Source organism: Ruegeria sp. CDSC045 (genome assembly GCF_059610725.1).
The window spans coordinates 24385-39115 of record NZ_JBXWOE010000016.1 but is presented as its reverse complement, the minus strand read 5'-3'; the positions used below and the strand labels follow the sequence as shown (position 1 = coordinate 39115).

Sequence of the window (14731 nt, the reverse complement as noted above, 5' to 3'; positions counted from 1 at the left end):
ATGCGTCCGGGCTCAACTCGATCCCGTGAATGCTAGTGCATCAGGACGCGTCGGCTAGCCCAAAACGGAAAAACTGCTTTCTTTGTTGATCGGGCGCTTGCGGGAATAGAAACCGACATCGATTGTGCGTCCAATATAGGGCAGTTCAAATTGTAGCGGCGCACTGTCATGATCCGCCCCGTCTTCGCAATACCCGATCAGCGCCGTCATCATCTTGCCTGCAACGGGCGCGTTCTTGTACTGATTTCCACTGGATCCGCAGGCCATATAAAAACCGGGAAGGCTGGATTTATCATAGATTGGAATCCAATCCGTCGACGCATCATACAGGTCCACCACACCGCGGGTCTTGGAAGGAATGCCAAGGCTAGGCACTCTTTGGGCATAGCGCATCGCTTGTGTCGTCCACTGGTCGGTAAAGTCGCGATTATAGGTTACGTCATCTTCGCACCATTGATGTGGGTCGCATTCGGGGTCTTCCGAGCCCACCAGGATGTGGTTGCCATGCTCAGGCCGGCAATAGCAGGCGATATCGCTGTCCGACACGATTGTGCCGTCATTTTCAAAGTCAAACCCCTCGGGCGCAGGGACGTGAACGACCTCTTGGCGCAAGGGGCGGGTCTGAATGGTCATGTCATCCAGAACATCAGCCATCCCGTTGATGATGGCCGAACCCGGCCCGGCTACGTTAACCACAACTTTCGCATGAATGTCTTCTCCCGATGCCAACCTGACACCAGAAACTCGCCCGCCATCAGTCAAAATCTCGACCACTTCGGCCCCGGTTCGCACCTCGGCCCCGTGCTGTTTGGCGGCATCCATCAGGTTCTGTGCAGACAGGGCCGGATCGGTGACATACCCGGCCTGAGGCCAGTAAACGCCGCCTTGCATCTTGCGTCCGTTGGGCTGCCCAAACTCGGGATCATCCATGCGACGAGCGGGGGCAAAACTGTCCTGCGAATAGACCGGCAGCCGGTCGGTGACCTGTTCCGGGGACCATACCTCGAATGGGCAATTCAGCGCGGAACTGTTCTTCATGTGTTTTTCCAGCAGCCCGTTCGCCTCGGTCTTCATGACCAGACAGCCGGTTTCGCGGAATTGGGCCAGATCGGCGCCTTGCGGCAGGCCAAGATACTCGGCCCAGTCGCGCCAATAATGATAGCCTTCCCAGGCGAATGCCGTGCCGTCAAAGGTGGAATAATGCATCCGGATGATCGCGCAGGACCCGGCGGTTGAGCCATGGCCAACCTGAGCGTTCCGGTCCAGAGATACGGTTTTCCACCCGGCCTTGGCCATTTCGAACGCGATGGCCGCCCCGATCACGCCTGTTCCGATGATGATTGCATCTGGTTGACTCATGATGGCTCTCCTTTCCAGTGATGGCGCGAATAGGCGCTGAATTCTTCCACTTCCTCTGGCCTCGGCTCGACCCCGGTGAAGACATATAGATAATGCGGCACCATTGATATCCGCGTGGACATCGGTTCATTCAGCTGCGCCAGATCGTATCCTATCTGCATGTAATACAGCACGCGCGCACGGGTTTCCGCCTCGACCTCGGAATAGCCAAAGCGGGCAAACATGGCGTGCAGCGCTAGCAACCGTCGCGCGTCAGACTGGTCAAGCGCGCGCCGCACCTTGCCCGATTTGCGCGCCCAGTCGCGCACCGCGAAATCCAGCGCGGTGTCAAACAGGTCGGTATTGACGACACAGCGATGCACATTGCACACCGCACCGGTTATCGTCTTTGCCGGAGCTTCAGCCTGCGCGACCAATGCCGCGGTATTGGTGGCCTGCCACCGTGCCAGAAGAGCATCCAGCAGTTCCTGGCGCGATTTGAAGTACCAATAGAAGGACGACCGAGACACGGCCATCCGTTCCGCCAGATTCATCACCTTGATCTGATCGACCCCGTCCGAGATTAGCACATCCAACGCCACGTTCAGCCAGTCGTCGCGCGTGACCTTGATATTGCCGATCAGCGGTTCAGCTTCCGGGTCGTCCCGGTGCAGGATGGGTTTCGTATTCATTTAACTCTCCGGCGGCGCGCCGCCCTCTTCGGTACGTTTGGCAATAAAGTCTTTCAGCGCGCCAATCTGGTCGCTGTTTTGCTCAGGTGGCTGAAAATTGGCCAAGATTTCCTTCCATACACCGGTCGCACGACTGTTTGCGTCCAACGATCCACGCTCGGCCCAGGTGCCGAAATTGGCATAATCATGGACATGTGGCTCGTAGAATTCTGTATTGTAGCGTTCCATCGTCTGGCTGGATGCAAAGAAATGTCCGCTGGGCTCAACCTCGCTTAGCGCAGTGTCGAACCCAATTTCAGCCTCGCCAGCCTGCACCCCGGCGCACAGCTCGGCCACCATGTTCAACACTTCGGCGTCGCAGACCAGTTTTTCAAAGGACACGGTCAATCCGCCCTCTAGCCATCCCGCCGAGTGAATGATCACCGTCGCCCCAGCCATCAGGCACCCCCATAGGCCAAACTGGTTTTCATTTGCCGCCTGCACATCATTGATGTTCGAAGCCGAGCCCGCAGCCGAGCGCCACGGCAGGCCCAGATGCCGCGCCAACTGCCCGGCCGCCAGTGAGGCCTGAAAATGCGAGGGCGTTCCAAAGGCCGGAGCACCGGATTTCATATCCACATTGCTGGTGAAAGTGCCATAGCACACAGGCGCACCGGGACGCGCCAATTGCGTCAGAGTCAGTGCGGCCAACGCCTCGGCATGGGACAGGGTGATGGCCCCCGCCACCGTGATCGGTGCCATCGCCCCCATCAGCGTAAAGGGCGTGATGATTGACATCTGCCCGTGGCGCGCAAAGTCGATCAGCCCCTGCGCCATCGGTATGTCCAGCGTGCGCGGGCTGTTCGTGTTGATGATCGTATAGCTGTACGGGTGGGTCCTAAATTCGTCATCCGACAGGCCTCGCGCGGTCGTCAGCATCTCAAAGCAATCCATCACCTGCGGTGTCCCGCGCGAGAAGAAGAATGGGAACTTGTCTGTCAGCTCCATCTGCGCCTGCGTGGTGAAATAGTGCCGCAGAGGGGTCGGCACATCCTGCGGTTCAACCTGAGGCGAGATCATTTGAAAGACGTCGAAATGATGGGTGAGTTTCAGGAACTCCAGATAATCCTGCCCCGTCGCCGGGCGACGCCCGCGCTCCAGATCGGTGGCATTGGGGGCCCCTGCCCCCGGTTGAAACACAAGGCTACCCAGTTCCAGCGTGAAATCCCGGTGCGACGCACCGGCTCGGCAGGTGATGGATTTCGGGGCCGAGGCAACGGCGGCCTCGACCATGTCGCGACCAATAAAAACCATTTCGCTATCGACATCCACGCGCGCGCCAGCTTTGGCAAAGATATTCCGCGCCTCGGGCAGCAGAACTTTCACACCCAGCTCTTGCAAGATGCGCAGCGCGGTTTCGTGCATGTCGGCGATCTGGTCTGCGGGAAAGACCTCCATCAGTGGAAAAGGATTTTTCAGCTGGCGATAGTTGATATCCCGACCGGGCGGCGGCGCGGCATCCACGCCGCGCCGTCTGCGCCTGCGTCCCTGATCACTGGCCGACACGCTCAACCCCGCATCGCTTTGCCCTGTGGATCATAGGGCGACGGCGCGATGACCCGCGCAGGTCGTTCGACCCCAACCACATGGACAGACAGTTCAGTGCCTGGTGCGGCCTTGTCACGATTGACCAGCGCCATCGCCAGGGACTTGCCGGTGTAGTGGCCATAGCCGCCCGAGGTGACAAAACCCACGTGCTCTGCCCCTGACCAGACAGGTTCGTATCCGCTGGCATCTGCGTCCAGAGCATCAACCTCAAGCGTCACCTGAACCTGCGCAGGACCATTGCCATCGCGTTCGGCCAAGGCGGCCTCTTTACCGACGAAATCCTTGTCCCAGTCGATCCAGCGATCCATGCCGGTCATGCCCGGCGTGTAAAGCTGAGTGAATTCAGCCGACCAGATGCCAAAGCTTTTCTCAAGCCGCGTGGACAGCATCGCGTTGAACCCACATTCACGAATGCCCTCATCAGCCCCGGCCTCAAGCAACATCCGGCGCAGCTTGATGTGATCACCATAGCGGCAGTTGATCTCATAGCCTTTTTCACCTGTGACTGACATGCGCGCAACGCGAGCCCTGACAAGACCGATATCAAAATCACCACAGCCCATGAATCTCAGGCCGGAGATGTCTTGCTCGGCCAGTTTTTCGATTACCTCCTGCGATTTCGGCCCGACCAGACCGAACCCGCAATACTCCTCGCCCAGATCGCGAACCTCGACTCCGTCGATCATATGATCGTCGAACCAGCGCATATGCCAGGCGCGCAGGTAATAGCTGCCCATGATCCACCAGGTGCCATCGCCCCAGTTCAGAACGGTCAAATCCCCTTTGAGCCGCCCATTCTCACCCAGCATTGGTGCCAACTTGGCCCGTCCCGGCGCGGGAAGTTTCGAGGCCATCACGCGATCCAGCCACAGCTCGGCATTTGGCCCGGTGACCTCGAACCGGGAAAAGCCAGAGATGTCCATCAGGCCGACGCCCTCGCGGATCAACTTGCATTCCTTGGCCACGATATCATGCGCGTTGGATCGCTTGAGGGTCGGCGTTTCCTCGAACCCTTTCGGCGCGAAGTACAGCGGCACCTCAAGGTCCCAGCTGACACCCCATTTGCATCCCGCTTCAGTCATCGCGTCATGAGCTGGCGCCATCTTCAGCGGACGACCGGCAGGCAGCTGTTCGTTCGGATATGTCATCACGAAACGGCGGGAATAGAATTGCCCGGTGGTTTCACGGATATAGCGTTTGTTCTGAGCAAAATCGCCATAGCGGGCAATGTCCATCGGCCATGCATCGGCCTCGGGCTCGCCATGGATCATCCACTCTGCCAGCGTTTTGCCAACGCCGCCGCCTTGCAGGAACCCGGCCATGACAGCGCAGGCGGTCCAATACCCGCGCTTACCTGGAACCGGCCCGACCAGCGGGTTACCATCAGGCGAGAATGTAAACGCCCCGTTGACCCAGGTTTTGATGCCGACATTCTGGATCGACGGATAGCGTTCAAAGCCCAGCGTCAGTTCATTCTCAATCCGGTCAAGCTGCTCCTGAAACAGTTCCTCGCCATAATTCCACGGCGCACCGTCCATTGCCCAATGTTCATGGTCGACCTCATAGATACCAACCAGAACGCCCTTTTGGTCTTGCCGCATATAGGTGAACCCCTCGAGGTCCACGGTCATTGGCATCTCAAAATCCGCCGCCGCCACTTCGGGCACTGTATCCGTGATCAGATAGTGATGTTTCAGCGGCGACACTGGCAGCTCAACCCCCGCCATGCGCCCGACCTGCTTGGCCCAAAGCCCCGCGGCATTGACCACGTGCTCGCAAGTTATTGTGCCCCTGTCCGTCACGACCTGCCAGCCATCATCGGTCTGGATCAATTCCTCGACCTTGGTCTCCTCGTAATACTCGGCACCGCGTTTCTTGGCAGCAGTTGCATAGGCCTGAACCGTACCGGTCGTGTCGATATAGCCTTCTCGATCGGCCCACATCGCGCCCAGAACGCCGTCAGTCGACATAATGGGACAGCGCTTTTGCGCCTCTTGTGGAGTCAGCAATTCGCAGTCTTCGATACCGATAGACTGGAAGATACGATAGTTGGCCTGCAGCCACTCCCACCGCTCGGGCGTTCCAGCCAAAGTCAGACCACCGGTCATGTGCAGGCCGATATTCTGCCCGGATTCCTTCTCGATCTCGCTGAGAAGGTCGATTGTATAGGCCTGCAGCGACGCCATGTTCGGATCCGCGTTCAGCGCGTGAATACCGCCCGCCGCGTGCCAGGACGATCCCGACGCCAATCGCCGCCGTTCCAGCATGACCACATCTGACCAGCCGAATTTGGCCAAGTGATACAGAACCGAGGCGCCCACAACGCCGCCACCGATGACCACAACGCGATACTGAGATTTCATTATGCTCTCCCCTGCATGACTCGAGGGAGACGCTAGTGATACTGTTCACACCTGTCTAGACATTTCTGTACAGTGCAAGTGAGCAAGTTCAGACAGCTCAATTTCAACGCATTAAAGCTGTGCGCTTGGACGCGATGCGATCTTGTCGAACCAAGACAGCGTCGCGGTATTTTCCTGTGGAATCCGCATCTTGATCACGCGGGCAAAGTCAACGAACACAAAGGTCGAGATATCGGCCAGCGTGAACTCAGCCCCCGCAACAAACGCGCTATCCTTCAGCCGCGTTTCAAGCAAATCGAAAAACCGGCCCACCCGAGCCGTGCCGCGCTGAGCCAGCTCGGGAATCTGGGCATAGTTCGCAGGGCCTGGAATCGCCCGATCCTTGAACGCTGGATGGGTGTTGCGCAGAGCCTCGGCAATAGGCACTCCACCCTGCTGCTCGACAATGCTGTTCCACATCAGGACCAGCCCCTTTTCATCTGGCGTACGTCCCATCAAAGGTGGTTCGGGAAAGCGCGCCTCAAGATAGGCGGCAATGCCCAGGTTTTCGGTCAGCGTTGCACCCTCATCCGTCACCAGAACAGGGATCGTCGCATTGGGGTTTACCGCAAGGAAAGCGCCATCCAACTGTTCCGCCTTTGCTATCGAGATATTGCGCGTTTCAATCTCCAGCCCTTTTTCTGCGATGAACATGCGCGCGCGGCGCGGGTTTGGAGCGGTCGTGCAATCATAGAAAAGCATTTGGTATCCTTCTCGCGCTTAGCGGCGGTAGATAAAGCAACGTCCGTCCACCGCATGTTCAGGCAGCGGGATTTCGGTCAGGTTTTCGAAATACATCCGGTCGCTGGACACCATCAGCCCACCTTCTGCCAACAACGGTTCTATCAGGGGGGAAACCAACCGCGCGAAAGCATCGTTCTTGTCCCTGTTATGGCCGCCAAGATCCGCATGGATCAAACTGGCCGTCGCCCCAAACCGTTCCAGCGCCGCAGGCAGAGTCTCACGCACATCCCCCAGAATCACCAGATCCTCGGGCGGGGTAGAGTCCGGATGGGAGGCCACGGCGCGCTCGAACACATAGACCGGACGGTTTTGAATGTACTGAACCATGTGATGATAAGTACGACCATTCCCTAATCCCAGCTCGAACACCGGACCGGACATGGTGCTTGTCTGTGCAATGGCATGGTCCAGGCAGGCACGCTGCGACACCATACGGTCGATGAACAGGTCAAGACGGCTTTGGGGATCGGGCACTGGGAAATCTCTCCTTGATATTTGACGACACATAACCTGTGACCGACATCGCATGTGATGACAAATCCTCAAGGCATTGTGTAGGCAAATCGGCCTCAGTTTCACGTTTTCGCGACATTTCACCCTAAGAACGGGTTTGACTATACAGGCACAACCGCGCGAAACTGCGACAAAAAACACAGGGAGTTGATCAAGCCTATGCCGAGCTACGGCCTAACGGGTGGAATACCCGCATGACTGCGTTGTTGTCTGTCCGGGACCTCAGCATCGGATTTGGTGCCGGAGAGTCTGTGGTTCAAGGCGTCAACTTCGACGTCGAAGCGGGACAGACACTTGCGCTTGTGGGTGAATCAGGGTCGGGGAAAACGATCTCATGCCGGGCTGCTTTACGCATTCTTCCCCGAGCAGCCCAAATTCGAAGCGGTACGATTACTCTGAATGATTCTAAAGGCATGGAGGAACTGACCCAGATCAGCGAACGTCAGATGCGCGGCATTCGTGGCAATCGGATCTCGATGATCTTTCAAGAGCCGATGCGCTCGCTCTCTCCCCTGCACAAAATTGGCAATCAGGTCAGCGAAGTTCTTTGGCTGCATCGCAATGCCTCCGAGGCACAGGCCCGCAAAACGGTTCTGGAACAGTTCGAACGCGTGGGTTTTCCAGACCCTCAGCGCGCCTATGATTCTTACCCGTTCGAGCTGTCCGGCGGGATGCGCCAACGCGCCATGATCGCTATGGCCATGGTTTCCAAACCGGAATTACTGATCGCGGACGAGCCGACGACAGCATTGGACGTTACGACACAGGCCCAGGTGCTGGGGCTGATCAAAGAGCTTCAGCGTGAAACGGGAATGGCACTGATCCTTGTGACCCATGATTTGGGGGTCGTCGCCAATATGGCCGAACAGGTCGTGGTCATGCACAAAGGCCGCGTGATGGAGGCTGGAGCTGCGGCACCGATCCTGACCAGCCCTGCTCACCCCTATACCCAACAGTTGTTCAACGCCGCGCCCGAGATTCCGGATCAGGACGCGGTTGGCATCCCGATGCCCGACGAAGATCTGATCCTTCAGATGAAGGCCGTGTCGAAAACCTATACGATGCGATCCAGCAAGGGCTGGCAGGGCGAACGCCTGATCTATGCCTGCCGCGGAGTCGATCTGAACCTCGCGCGGGGCAAGACGCTGGCGATCGTCGGCGAAAGCGGCTCGGGCAAAACTACGGCCGCCCGCATCGCACTAGGGGCTGAGCCGCCTGATCCGGGCGGAGAGGTTCTGTTTCGATCCTCCCCCGATGAAGAAGCAATCACCGTTCACAAGATGACGCGGACCCAGCGCACCGCGTTTCAGCGCAAGGCGCAGATGGTGTTTCAGGATCCCTACAGCTCGCTCAGTCCTCGCATGCGCATTCAGGATGCGATGACCGAACCGTTGGAGATTCATCGTATCGGATCGACCGCCGAGCAGCGCGAAAAAGCGGCCGAGATGCTGACACGTGTTGGCCTGAACGCCGATATGCTGAAACGCTATCCCCATGCTTTTTCCGGCGGCCAAAGACAGCGCCTGTCGATTGCCCGCGCAATGATGCTCGACCCTCAGCTTATTGTCTGTGACGAACCCACTTCGGCTCTGGACGTATCGGTTCAGGAACAAATCCTGACGTTGCTGGAACATTTGCAGGACAGCCTGAATTTGTCGTATTTCTTCATCTCGCACGACCTTGCGGTTGTTGCACGCATTGCCGACGAAGTTGCTGTGATGCGTCGTGGGCTTGTCGTGGAACAGGCCCCGCCCGAGACACTGTTTTACAACCCTCGTCACCCTTACACCAAGGCACTGATTGCTGCGCAACCAGAGCCCGACATCAACCGCCCCATCGACCTGAATTTGGTTGCTTTGGGTGCTGGTTCACCTGACAGTTGGGATGACGCCTTCCGATTTACCGACTCCGTGGTACCTTCATTGGTAGAGATGGAGCCCGGCCATAAGGTACGATGCCATGTTTAAGACCACTCGCCCGCTGTTACTGGCCGTTGCGCTGGCCGCAACATGGGCCCTGCCCGCCACGGCAGACATGCCCGAGCTGCAAGAAAGTACTTTCTGGGAAACCGAAGTGAATGCGGGGAACCTTCCCCCCATACAGGACCGAATTCCCGCCGAACCCCTGATTGTGGATCTTGCTGCAAAAGGCAGGGAATTCGGCAAACAGGGCGGCACTTTGCGCACAATGATTACTCGGTCCAAAGACATCCGGCAGATGGTCGTTTACGGATACGCCCGCCTTGTTGGGTTCGACCAGACCTATCAGGTCGTTCCAGACCTGCTTGAATCCTTCCAGAACGACGACAACCGCAAATACACCCTCAACCTGCGTGAAGGTCACAAATGGTCGAATGGCTCTCCGTTCACTTCCGAGGACTTCCGATACTGGTGGGAGGATGTGGCAAATAACGAACTGCTCAGCCCGTCGGGACCACCGGATTTTCTGATCGTCGAAGGCAAGACTCCGACCGTGACCTTCCCCGATGAAACGACCGTTGTGTTTGAATGGGAAGATCCCAACCCCGGCTTCCTGCAGGCTCTGGCACAAGCGCGCCCGCCTTTCATCTACCGCCCTTCCGAGTTCCTGAAACAGTACCACGAGAAATACGCTGACGCAGAAAAGCTTGCCTTTCAGGTTGAAGATGCCCGCGTCAAAAGCTGGGCAGCTTTACACAACAAACTCGACAACCTTTACAAGTTTGACAACCACGAGTTGCCAACTTTGCAGCCCTGGTTGAATGCAAGTTCGGGCAAAAAGATCCGTCACAACTTTGTTCGCAATCCCTATTTTCATCGCATCGACAGCCATGGGGTGCAGCTTCCCTATATCGACGTGGTCGAGATGGAGATCGTGGCCGGGGGTCTGGTTGCTGCAAAAACCAATGCTGGCGAATCCGATCTACAGGGGCGCGGACTGGCGTTCCGCGACGCTTCGATCTTGAAAAAGGGCGAGGCTGGTGGAGACTACAAAACCTTGCTGTGGAAAACCGGGGTTGCCTCACAGATCGCGATTTACCCCAATCTGAACTACGAAGACGAAGCATGGCGTGCCGTTTTGCGTGACGCGCGTGTTCGCCGCGCGCTGTCTCTGGCAATCGACCGCAAAACGATAAATCAGGCGCTGTATTTCAAACTGGCCCATCCCGCCGCGATGTCGGTCTTGCCCGCTTCGCCCTTCTTCAACGAAGAAAACGCAAAGGCATGGGCACAGTACGACATCGAATTGGCGAATGCGCTGCTTGACGAGGCCGGCCTGACCGAGCGCGACAAAGACGGCACGCGACTGTTGCCCGATGGCCGCCCGATGGAGCTGGTCATCGAAACCGCAGGTGAGCGGCAAGAGGTCGAAAACGCGTTGCAAATCGTCACGGACACATGGCGCGACATTGGCGTCGATCTTATTATGCGCCCATTGGACAGGGACATTCTGCGCAACCGGGTGTTTGCCGGCAGCACAATGGCGTCCGTCTGGTTCGGCTGGGATGACGGCATCCCGCAACACCACACCTCACCAGCTTATCTTGCCCCTACCGATCAGGTGTTTTTGGCCTGGCCAAAATGGGGGCAGTACTATCAGACTGGAGGCGATGTTGGCGAGAAACCCGATATGCCTGAGGCCGAGCGCCTGATGGAACTGGCCCATAACTGGGAGGTCGCCTCGACTGATGAGGAACGCAAGGCCGCATGGGATGAGATGCTGAAAATCCACGCTGACCAACTTTATGCCATTGGCATTCTGAACGGTGCGCCTCAGCCTATCGTCGTATCGAACCGCCTGCGCAACGTCCCCGAGCAGGCCATGTGGGCCTGGGAACCCGGCGCACATTTCGGCATTCACCGGCCGGACGAATTCTTTTTCGCCGACTGATCAGGAGCAGCCACATGGTCATGCTGCGCTATGCAGTCTATCGCTTTTTCACGATGCTGCTGACCCTTCTGGTGGTGTCGGTTCTGGTATTCGTGATTATCAACCTGCCCCCGGGCGACTATCTCAGCAACCAGATCGCTGAACTGCAGGCGTCCGGACAATCGGCGGGTGTGGCCAAGGCAGAATTCCTGCGCGCGGAATATGCGCTAGATCGCCCCATGTGGGAGCAATATCTGATCTGGATCGGTTTCTGGCCTGGCCCGCATGGGTTCGATGGGCTGGTGCAAGGCAACTACGGCTGGTCCTTTGAATTTGACCGCCCGGTCGCAGAAATCGTGGGCGACACGCTGTGGCTGACCGTCGTGGTTAATCTGGCCGCCATCCTGTTCGTATATGCAGTGGCCCTTCCCCTGGGTGTTCTTGCAGCCGCGAAGTCGCGGACCTGGATCGACTATACCTCGGCCTTTGTGGGCTATTTGGGTCTGGCAACGCCGAACTTTCTACTGGCACTGATCCTGTTCTACTATGGGCACCGCTATTTCAACCTGCCAATCGGAGGCCTGATGGACCCGTCCTTTGAAGGGTTGCCGATGAGTTGGGAAAAGCTGAAATCCATCCTCGTCCATTTGATCGTACCGACCTTTGTGATCGGCACATCTGGCGCCTCGGCCATGATGCAGCGGCTGCGGGCGAACATGCTGGATGAACTGGGCAAGCCCTATGTGGAAACCGCCATTGCCAAAGGCATGGCCCCGTCGCGGATGCTGACCAAATACCCGCTGCGCGTGGCCTTCAACCCCTTTGTCGCGGATATCGGAAACCTGCTGCCTTCGATGGTCTCCGGCTCTGTTCTGGTATCGGTTGTTCTGGGCCTTCAGACGATCGGCCCGACATTGCTGACGGCGCTGAAAACCCAGGACCAGTTCCTGTCCGCCTTCATCCTAATGTTTGTGGCTTTGCTGACACTGATCGGTACGATGATCTCTGACATTCTGCTGGTCATGCTGGACCCGCGCATCCGATATGAGGGGCGTGAAGCATGACCCAACATCCTGATGGTCGCTATGTCGACGACGCACCATTCGATCCCGATGCCGCCCTGCAACAACTTGAGCGCGCCGATTTGGATGCTCCGAACTGGATTCTGGTCTGGCGCAAATTCCGAACCCACAAGCTGGGCCTGATTTCCGGCGTCTTCCTGTTGCTGTGCTATCTCATGCTGCCCTTTGCGGGTTTCATCGCGCCCTATGGCCCGAATGAACGTAATGACGAGCACCTCTATGCCCCGCCGCAAAGCATCAACTGGTTCCATGAGGGCGAATTCATCGGCCCCTATGTCTATTCGATGGTGGCCGAGGCGGATCTGGAGACCTTCCAGTGGAAGTTTGTCGCCGACACCGACACCCCGCGGCCAATCAAGTTTTTCTGCGAAGGGGCCGAGTACAAGCTGGCGGGTCTGATCAAGTCGGACACGCATCTGTTCTGCGCGCCTGAAGACGCGACTTTGTTCCTATGGGGGTCGGATCGTCTGGGCCGTGATGTATTCAGCCGTATCCTCTTTGGCGCCCAGCTGTCATTGACGGTGGGTCTGATCGGGATTTCAGTGTCCTTCTTTCTTGGTATCCTGTTCGGCTCGATTGCGGGATATTTTGGCGGCAGAATCGACTGGGTGATTAACCGTATAATCGAAATTCTGCGCTCACTACCTGAATTGCCCCTTTGGCTCGCGCTATCAGCGGCGGTCCCCTCGAATTGGAGCCCGGTCGCGGTATTCTTCATCATCTCGATTATCCTGGGGATTCTCGACTGGCCTGGCCTTGCGCGATCTGTTCGTGCCAAATTCCTTTCGCTGCGCGAAGAAGAATACGTACGTGCAGCCGAAATGATGGGAGCAAGCTCGGGCCGGGTGATCCGCAAACACCTGCTACCCAACTTCATGTCGCACCTGATCGCATCGGCAACCCTGTCGATCCCGGCAATGATCCTGGGCGAAACGGCGCTCAGCTTCCTTGGGCTTGGGCTGCGCGCCCCGGCCGTCAGCTGGGGTGTGATGCTGAACGATGCGCAGAACCTTGCCTCGATCGAGATCTACCCCTGGACGGCCATCCCGATGCTGCCGATCATTGTCATCGTGCTGGCATTCAACTTTCTGGGTGACGGGCTTCGTGACAGCCTGGATCCGTATCAGCAATGACGCTGTTATCCGTACTGCCATCACCCGAAGGGTATCGGACAACCGGCACCGGAGCGCGACCCAGCGTGTATGCAGTCTCCGAACTGGCGACCGCCAGCTTTGCGGCTGTTGGTCAGGAACTGGCACGCCTGATGGGCGCGCTGAACCTGACCCAAAGCCCGCCCGAGATTTTGGTCGATCACCGGTTGGCGTCTCTCTGGTACGGATATTCTTTCAAACCCGATGGCTGGGAAATGCCCAACCTCTGGGACAGTATCGCCGGTGATTACCTTGCCAATGATGGTTGGATCAGGCTGCACACGAACCTGCCTCAGCACCGTGCGGCCGCCCTGAAAGTCCTGAAGGTCAAAGGAGATCGGGACGCGGTTACAAAGGCTGTTGCAACTTTGTCGGCGGCCAATCTTGAAAACGCTGTCGTGGCTGAGGGTGGTGTGGCAGCCGCCATGCGCAGCCGTGGGGAATGGCAGGATCATCCACAGGGGCGCGCGGTTTCACGGGACCCGCTGATCGGATGGCACAAACCCCGACAGATTAAGCTTCGCGACCGGCCAAAGGCAACGGCCAAGCGCCCGCTGGCAGGTCTGCGCGTGCTTGATCTGACCCGCGTTCTGGCCGGTCCGGTTTCAACTAGAACTCTGGCGGGGTTCGGGGCAGAGGTCCTGCGCATTGATCCTCCGGGTTGGGATGAACCCGGTGTGATCCCGGACATTTCCCTGGGCAAGCGCTGCGCCTATCTTGACCTGAAATCGCCGGAAGGTGCCAAGACACTTCACGCGTTGCTGGCTCAGGCGGATGTTTTCATTCATGGCTACCGCCCTGGCGCATTGGACGCGCTGGGCCTCACCCAAGCCAAACGGGACGAGATTGCCCCGAACAGAGTAGAAGTCACGCTGAATGCCTATGGCTGGCAAGGCCCTTGGTCTTCGCGGCGCGGATTTGACAGCCTCGTACAGATGAGCAGCGGGATTGCCGATGCAGGTCGGGTATGGGCCGGTGCAGACAAGCCGACACCCCTGCCGGTGCAGGCGCTGGACCACGCGACTGGATATCTGATGGCTGCCGCCGTCCTGTCAGCATTGTCCGAAGCCGCGATGGGTGCGCCGATCATGCAGGCCCGATTGTCGCTGGCACGCACGGCTGACCTGCTGACCATTCTAGGCAAGTTCGACACCAAGACAGAAATTGGCGCTTCGGTTCCTGCGGATTTCACGACCAAAACCGAAACCTCTGGATGGGGACCTGGCCACAGGTTGAAGCCCGCGCTCTCGGTTGGTCCGGCCCAGATGTCGTGGGACCTGCCCGCAAGCAAACTGGGCACGTCGAGCGCCACCTGGTCATAGCCCTACGCCTACGCCCTCGCCGGCAGCCGCGCGGTCCGGCCCAACGCTTTG

11 protein-coding genes are annotated in these 14731 nt (G+C 58.0%); 5 read left to right on the top strand and 6 right to left on the bottom strand.

Annotated features, from left to right (window positions below; all coding sequences use genetic code 11):
- Positions 1-54: 54 nt before the first annotated feature.
- From AC2FH6_RS20685 to AC2FH6_RS20660, 6 genes are all read right to left on the bottom strand, one after another.
- Positions 55-1359 carry an NAD(P)/FAD-dependent oxidoreductase gene (locus AC2FH6_RS20685; protein ID WP_496704091.1) on the bottom strand — a complete coding sequence of 435 codons (1305 nt, stop codon included), beginning with the start codon at positions 1357-1359 and terminating at the stop codon, positions 55-57.
- Positions 1356-2030, bottom strand: a complete 675-nt coding sequence (locus AC2FH6_RS20680) for a TetR/AcrR family transcriptional regulator (protein ID WP_271951552.1) — start codon at positions 2028-2030, stop codon at positions 1356-1358. Before AC2FH6_RS20680 ends, AC2FH6_RS20685 begins: the two co-directional genes overlap by 4 nt.
- Entirely contained in the window at positions 2031-3575 is a 1545-nt protein-coding gene (locus AC2FH6_RS20675; protein WP_496704090.1) for a trimethylamine methyltransferase family protein, read from the bottom strand. It abuts the gene before it with no gap.
- Positions 3576-3577: 2 nt separating this feature from the next.
- A complete protein-coding gene (locus tag AC2FH6_RS20670; RefSeq protein WP_496704089.1) occupies positions 3578-5980 on the bottom strand; it encodes a GcvT family protein in 2403 nt (800 codons plus the stop codon).
- A gap of 111 nt (positions 5981-6091) precedes the next feature.
- Positions 6092-6721, bottom strand: coding sequence for a glutathione S-transferase (locus tag AC2FH6_RS20665; protein WP_142639383.1), 630 nt, complete (start codon positions 6719-6721; stop codon positions 6092-6094).
- A gap of 18 nt (positions 6722-6739) precedes the next feature.
- On the bottom strand, positions 6740-7270 hold the full coding sequence (locus AC2FH6_RS20660; RefSeq protein ID WP_142639381.1) for a class I SAM-dependent methyltransferase: 531 nt from the start codon (positions 7268-7270) through the stop codon (positions 6740-6742).
- A 200-nt stretch (positions 7271-7470) separates the two neighbouring features.
- On the opposite strand from AC2FH6_RS20660, the gene AC2FH6_RS20655 reads away from it, so the two are divergent.
- From AC2FH6_RS20655 to AC2FH6_RS20635, 5 genes are read left to right on the top strand one after another with little or no spacing between them, the layout of a single operon-like run.
- On the top strand, positions 7471-9243 hold the full coding sequence (locus tag AC2FH6_RS20655) for an ABC transporter ATP-binding protein (protein WP_142639379.1): 1773 nt from the start codon (positions 7471-7473) through the stop codon (positions 9241-9243).
- Positions 9236-11146, top strand: coding sequence for an ABC transporter substrate-binding protein (locus AC2FH6_RS20650; protein WP_281973447.1), 1911 nt, complete (start codon positions 9236-9238; stop codon positions 11144-11146). Before AC2FH6_RS20655 ends, AC2FH6_RS20650 begins: the two co-directional genes overlap by 8 nt.
- A gap of 14 nt (positions 11147-11160) precedes the next feature.
- Positions 11161-12189 (top strand): ABC transporter permease, encoded by a 1029-nt coding sequence (locus AC2FH6_RS20645; RefSeq protein ID WP_271951540.1) that lies wholly within the window; start codon positions 11161-11163, stop codon positions 12187-12189.
- A complete protein-coding gene (locus AC2FH6_RS20640; protein ID WP_142639373.1) occupies positions 12186-13340 on the top strand; it encodes an ABC transporter permease in 1155 nt (384 codons plus the stop codon). Before AC2FH6_RS20645 ends, AC2FH6_RS20640 begins: the two co-directional genes overlap by 4 nt.
- Complete coding sequence (locus AC2FH6_RS20635) at positions 13337-14680, top strand: CoA transferase (RefSeq protein ID WP_496703526.1); 1344 nt, start codon at positions 13337-13339, stop codon at positions 14678-14680. The genes AC2FH6_RS20640 and AC2FH6_RS20635 overlap by 4 nt, the downstream gene beginning before the upstream one ends.
- The last annotated feature ends 51 nt before the right edge of the window (positions 14681-14731 follow it).